Annotated in this window: 4 protein-coding genes and 1 pseudogene; 3 read left to right on the forward strand and 2 right to left on the reverse strand. The window is 59.1% G+C overall.

Features of this window, described 5'->3' with window-relative positions:
• Positions 1–269: 269 nt before the first annotated feature.
• Entirely contained in the window at positions 270–1,694 is a 1,425-nt protein-coding gene (locus AC0L18_RS32095) for a DUF4236 domain-containing protein (RefSeq protein ID WP_473495700.1), read from the reverse strand.
• A gap of 753 nt (positions 1,695–2,447) precedes the next feature.
• Here AC0L18_RS32095 and AC0L18_RS32100 point away from each other — a divergent pair.
• The 3 genes and pseudogenes from AC0L18_RS32100 to AC0L18_RS32110 all read left to right on the forward strand — a co-directional run.
• Positions 2,448–2,719 (forward strand): annotated as a pseudogene (locus AC0L18_RS32100) (zincin-like metallopeptidase domain-containing protein); the annotation flags it as partial.
• Between the two features lie 767 nt (positions 2,720–3,486).
• Positions 3,487–4,443, forward strand: coding sequence for a zinc metalloprotease HtpX (locus AC0L18_RS32105; protein WP_473495701.1), 957 nt, complete (start codon positions 3,487–3,489; stop codon positions 4,441–4,443).
• Between the two features lie 422 nt (positions 4,444–4,865).
• The gene (locus AC0L18_RS32110) at positions 4,866–5,069 is read left to right on the forward strand and encodes a DUF3606 domain-containing protein (protein WP_473495702.1); all 204 of its coding nucleotides are present in this window, start codon (positions 4,866–4,868) and stop codon (positions 5,067–5,069) included.
• A 340-nt stretch (positions 5,070–5,409) separates the two neighbouring features.
• On the opposite strand, the gene AC0L18_RS32115 is transcribed toward AC0L18_RS32110, so the two are convergent.
• A partial coding sequence (locus tag AC0L18_RS32115) for a TRCF domain-containing protein (protein ID WP_473495703.1) occupies positions 5,410–6,060 on the reverse strand: 651 nt, incomplete at its 5' end.

Genomic DNA, 6,060 nt, shown 5'->3' on the forward strand with positions numbered 1-6,060 from the left:
ATCAAGGTGGATGTTGAATCACCGGAGAAGCTCGTCGTCACATCACAATCGATTCATCGATCACGGGACGTGCTCTAGCTTGCCCTGCATTTATCGGAACATGGTTAGCGTCGCTATCAAGGAGACGTCCTGTTAGTCTGCGACAGTCACCGCGTCGGCTCGCCATTTCTGGACCTTCCGACGCGCTTCTCTCAACCTGTACTTCACGCTACGACGTAAGTGACGTGCATGGCGCGAACGGCTTCCCATCTGGGCGTCGACAGAACCAGCTACGCTTGAAAGCATCGACCTGCAGCGGCTCGGACTATACAAAGTCCAACGAAGTTGCAGCTATAGTCACCTTTTCGACCGGCGCCAACATCCGCGCGCGCCTCATCTTCTGAACAGAACATTCGCTCACCCTTGGCAGGGCTGATCACTGTCTCGTCATAGAAACGCTGGCCGGGGAGGTGGTAGATGCGAACGCCCTTGTTGCTGATGTTGCCCTTGATGTCGCATGAGCCGGAGAGCAGTCGAATCGGATTCGTGGTTTCAGGCTTAGGGGCCTGCTGTGCGGCACGCCATTCCCAAGGAGGCTGAAACTCGCCTTGCCAGCTCCCGCGCCTGGCCAGCCGAGCTTCGTCCTGGTGGCCCGCGTAGGCGCCGCCCGAATGCTGCGGCCAGTCCATTGCGTGGCCGGCTGTGACCAGCCATCCTGCCACCGCCGTGCCGTCGGAACGATAGCAGTCGCCGACGAAGCGGCCGTAGCGATCCCAATCTATGAATGTGCAGGTTACGGGCCGGGATTTCGCCAGCCAGGCATCAAGCGCTTTCGCAGAAGACTGGCCGCAGCGGTAGTTCTTGCCCTTTGAATTCCGGCAGAGCTGAGTACTCTCAGGCGCATCGATGCTATTGAGACGCACGCGCGTGCCGGCAATGTCGATCGTGTCTCCGTCGATGATGGTCGCGCGGCCGGAGATTGTGTTGCTGTCAGAGGCCGGCTGTTCGCTTGAAACCAGCGGTGCTACCGGCGAAGAAGTTGCCGCTGGTTCAGTGCCAGGCTCCGCGAGATAATCGCCTAAAATCCAGCCCGAATAGTTCCCGTATGAAACGTGATGCCAAGAGCCTTCGCGCTTCGATGACAACACTGCAGATCCAACTGGGACGGTGAGTACAATCTGGGACTCAGCCGATGGGGATGTCCGTAGGCGAACATTTGCGGTGCTATAAAGTGTCTTTTGAACGGAAGGGGCGGGCCCGGCATAAGCGTCTGTACCCTGGGAGGCCCGGGGGTCCGGTTCTACTGTCGCGGGCTTTAGATTCGGCTGCACGAATCCGGTGGTTAATAACCGTTCTCCGGTAATCTTGGTTTCATTATACGGCGTGCTGCACCAAACCAGTCCAGCGCCAATGGCGAGTAGCACAAGGGCGAGCGGGCCCTTCGAAGACGGCTTAGTTTGAGAAGCAACTAATTGCGACGGCGCGCGAGGCACGGGCTGTCGCTTCGACGAAACAACCTCTGAATAAGAAAGTCCGGTGCCCGGGATGCTCGTGCTGAGGCGCTTTTTGCCTGTTGTGCTAACTGTATATCCAAGCCCTTTCGGTCCAACCCGCACGCTGGCACTTTTCGCGTTGAGATTTATCCGGACTCCCGGCGCAATCCTTACAGATTTTCGAAATCGGAATACCATCCCCCAAGCGCCCCCCGTGAACATGATGTGGCGAAAGCCACAGCGACTCGAGTCGGTTGGACCCTCTGTGCCCTTTATCGCCGACGATCTAATTGAATCCTTCGATCACGTCCTATCCGAGGAGGTCTTCAAGCTGTTTGGGGAGATAGGATGTGCCGGTCGTGCGATATCGCCAAGGCAGTTATTCCCAGCGTGACGATCCATGAGCTCGGATAGTTGTGCTCGTTTTCCGTTGGTGCAAATGACCGCCTTGGGGATCAATCCACGGTCCAACGCCCATGTCATGGGCGGTCGCAACAGTAGATGTTCTCTATCTGTGCTGCGAAAGTCGCATAAGATTGCAGCCTGGAACTCAATCGTAGGACGGTGGCGCTCAGGCAGCACTAGCCTTTTAGCTCGGACTACCGGCCGATACAAAATAAGTCCGCTTCTTCCAGCGATGCCCAACCTCTTCACAGACGTCGTTGCCCTAATAAAGCCGAGCTCATCACGAGCGCCATTGTAATCTTCATAGTGTTTGTTCGGGGGCAACATGTACATTGCGCGCCTAAAAGGTCGCTTGGGCACGGAATGAGGTCGCGGACCAGATTTTCGATACCCGACTACCCGTTCGAGGAACAAAGGGCACTCGATGAAACGCCGGACCATCGTCGTCGAAGGCCCTCTCGCCTTTCGAATGCGTAGAATCGCTGCCGCGCCACGGCGAAACCGGCGTTCAAATCCTTACTATGCCGCAGCTTGCCGCCCGCTTGGCCGGCGGCTTTACGCAACCTGCGCTCAGAGAAACGGCTTGATTGCAACCTCTCCCGTTATCATAAGGATCCCTCCTTCAGGGTCCACGAAGAACTCGTTGGCCGATCTGGGCGGTTGCTTTCTCGGCATCGTTCCGGAGCTCGAGCCTAGGCACGACCACGCAAGCTATCTTGCGAACTGGCTCGAAATTCTCAGCAACGAGAACCGCTTCATCTTCGCCGCGGCAGCGCATGCCCAGCGGGCGGCTCAATCACCTGCATGAGCTTCAGCGGAGGGCGACACAGGTCGCGGAGTAAACGAGGGCGAGCCTGCGGCTTCGGAGGAGCAACATGATTTGGCAGCAAGTGATTGCGCCTTATCTGGCTACGGGGACGGCGGTTTTTCTACTGCTCGGCAACAGAAACTCTTGAATTCGATCCAGCTTTCACCAACTTTTTTGCTGGGCGCGTCACCCGGCGGTACAGACGGCGGGACAGATACAGCCCTCCTTCGTGCACTTCGGAGGATCTGGCTTTGAGCGCGGGATTCTGTAACAGATAGAGTATTGTCAGGGACGCCTGAGATGCGCCGGGATTATCGCAACTGGGATACTGTGATGCTTTGGTCGGGTATCGGGTTCATACTGATCCTATGGTCCACGCCGATTATCAAGGCGCTAGCCGAGTGATTCAGAAAAGGGGGCTCCTAGGCCGCCCTCCTATGTCGAATTTGTATTTTCAGAAGCAGCCGCACTTCGACGATCCGCATCCCGCCCCGGATGGCACCGAAACTGCGAGCGCTTCCGCGCGTGACTCCACGTTCGCCGCGTAGACGGAATCGTCGATAAACTGCTCGCAATCTTTGCCTGCCATCTCGCATCCTCTTCCTTGCGCGTTAGCTTAACCAGGGCCGGGTGGTACTCGCCTTACTGTCGGTCTGTTGGCATCCGCATTCCGATCGGAGGGGCAATGGTGTGCCGAGCTTTATACTGTGTCCAAAGCTCGATCCGAAAACGAGCGCTGTGAAATCGCAGCAAAAGAGGTGAAGAGTGGGCCAGCGCCGAAAACAAACTCCCGGTCCTACAGTGTACCTGCTCGACAGCGAAGCCTTGAGGCAGCAGCGCGCGCTAAACAGGCTTCATTCGGTCATCATTCTCATCGGCCTTATGGCACTCGCCGCATGGACAGGGTACGTGATCAGCGGGTCGGACGGCATCGTTCTCGGCCTCATCCTGTCCGGTGTCGCCCTCCTGGTCGGCTCCACCTCCGGCGGCGCCCTGTTCCGGCAGGCCTATGGGGCCATCGTCGTGGACCGGCACAGCGATCCTGGACTCGTCATACTGATCGCAGAGCTCGCGCGCCGCGCCGGCCTGCCTCGCGCGCCGACTCTCCACCTGCTGCCGTCGCCCGTCCTGCAGGCCATGGCTGCCGGCGATCGGCAAGATCCCGCCATCGCCGTCACCAGCGGTCTCCTTCAGACGCTGCCGCCGCGCGAACTCGCTGCTGTTCTGGCGCATGAGATCGCCCATATCCGCCACGGCGACATCTTCATCATGCGGCTCGCGGCGACGGCTGGAACCATGACGCAGGTGATGTCAAGCGTCGGCTTGTTCCTGCTTTTCGCGCTGCTGCCGGTGCTCTGGGCGACGGGCGAGTTTCTGTCGCCCTTCGGCATTCTGCTCCTGACCTTTTCGCCCACTGTTAGCGATCTTCTCCAGCTCTCGCTTTCAAGGCGGCGGGAGTTCCTGGCCGACGCAGGGGCCGTGGAGCTCACGGGCGATCCGCAGGCATTGGCCCTTGCTCTGCGACGGATCGAAGCCATACAGGGAGATGATTGGGAGCGTTTCGACTCGCGCGGGGCACGGTGGCTGCACTGGTTCCGGACGCATCCGAGCACAAGCGAGCGCATTGCGCGCCTGGCGGAACTCGTCTCGCCCGTTCGGCCTGATCTTCCGCTTGCGAACCGGACGGCCTATCTCGACTCGCTCGCCGGGCGCGGCGATCGGTCCTGGCGGCAGAATCTCATGGGCCCGTTCGTGTAGGAGGGCAAGCGTTGGCTCCCGCTAAACGACGCCTAGAGAGATCGAATCGCGAAGAGAAGACAGATCGTGCGTGGAACTTCGCTTAGGCGGGTGCTCGGCTCGGACGGGTTTGTATGCCGGACGACCAGCAGCGAGGGGGCCAGCATGGCCACCCCGCTACATCCCTTTTCATGGTCCGAAGAGTCCCATGCCGCGTCTTTGGCCGTGTCACTTAGCCTTATCCAGTTGCTGAGCGTGCTCGAAATGCCTCTCGACGATGGCAGCGGACATCTGCGCATGTGCCTTCAATGCCGCGGCGTCTCCGCTTTCGGCATAGGAGGTCATCAGCGCAAGCGCTTCCTTATGCGGCCCTCCCCAGACGCGCCGGCGCAACGAAAGTCACTTGCCAGCGTTGCCGTTGATCGAAGCCGCAGGAGGACGAAATGGCCGATGACAAGACCACGCGTGATTTCCGCGACCGTAACCTCGTAGCCGTCGACGAGGATTATGAGGTGGAACATTTCGCCCGCGAGAACGGCATCACGCCAGAGCAGGTCCGGGAGCTAATAAAAGCCACTGGGAATGACCGCGGCGCTTTGACAGCCGCTGCAAAGCAATTGAAACCGTGCTGCAAGGAGGTCCGCTGACTGGCAGATGGAGGCATCACCGTGGTTGACGTGGCTGTGGGGTGGCACCAAGGCGTCTGCATGGAGGCGGGTACGGTCTCGAGATTGCTTCGCAATTCGGTCTTATGGGGAAATTGTCACTCACCACAGCCCCCTACCGACCTAACCTCACCGGTGATCTAGACCTGCTGCGCCGCTGGTTGAAGTTGGTGTGGTAGGCTGCGCTGAATGCCTATTCTCGGGAAAACAGTCAACGGGGAGATTCGACCCTATGTGGACACGCATTCGGCACCTCAGGTGTGAGCATACAGGCTACGGTGGCCATTGCTGGTTGTGCTTTGACCGGCAATCGCTCTAGCGTTTAGCTCACGTGCCGGTGTGCCGAGCGAATAGAACCGATCACGCTTCGTAGAACCTCGAGTTTTGCGATGCCTGGTTTGGTTGACGGCCTGCAGATCAAGCGGCCTCGTCGAAATTCGAACCCGTCCAGCCCTAAAATGTTCTGCCGGACTGAGGCGGAGGGCTTTGTGCGGAAGGTGATCGCAATCGCTTCGGGTCCTATGTCGACCTGCCTCAAGCCCAACGCCGCCGCATCCATGCGCAGTCGGGTTACCTCCAGCAGGGTAGCCACTTCGCTCGGCATGGCTCCAAAGCGATCCTCCACTTCGTCGGCAAATGCATTGAGATCCGAATGCGTGCTCATGCGAAACAACCGCGAATACAGGCTGAGGCGTATGGCTGGCTCCCGCACATAGCTTTCTGGGAATGACCCTCCGGCCTGCAAGTTGATGTCCGGAAGTTGCATGTCAGAGCCGGGCTCGCCTCGCGCAATCGATGAGGCACGCTCGAGCAGTCTATGATAGAGCCCGACGCCGATGAGCTTGACGTGGCCCGCCTGTTCTTCGCCGAAAAGATCGCCGGCGCCGCGTAGGTCTAGGTCCCTTTGGCTGATGGCCAGGCCAGAGCCAAGCCGGTCGAGAGCTACAAGAGCCGAAAGTCGGGACCTTGTGGC

It is taken from the genome of Mesorhizobium sp. WSM4819 (genome assembly GCF_055811215.1).

Coding starts and splice junctions, on each gene's coding strand:
- AC0L18_RS32095 (WP_473495700.1), bottom strand. CDS start 1,694: ATGTTCACGGGGGGCGCTTGGGGGATGGTATTCCGATTTCGAAAATCT.
- AC0L18_RS32110 (WP_473495702.1), top strand. CDS start 4,866: ATGGCCGATGACAAGACCACGCGTGATTTCCGCGACCGTAACCTCGTA.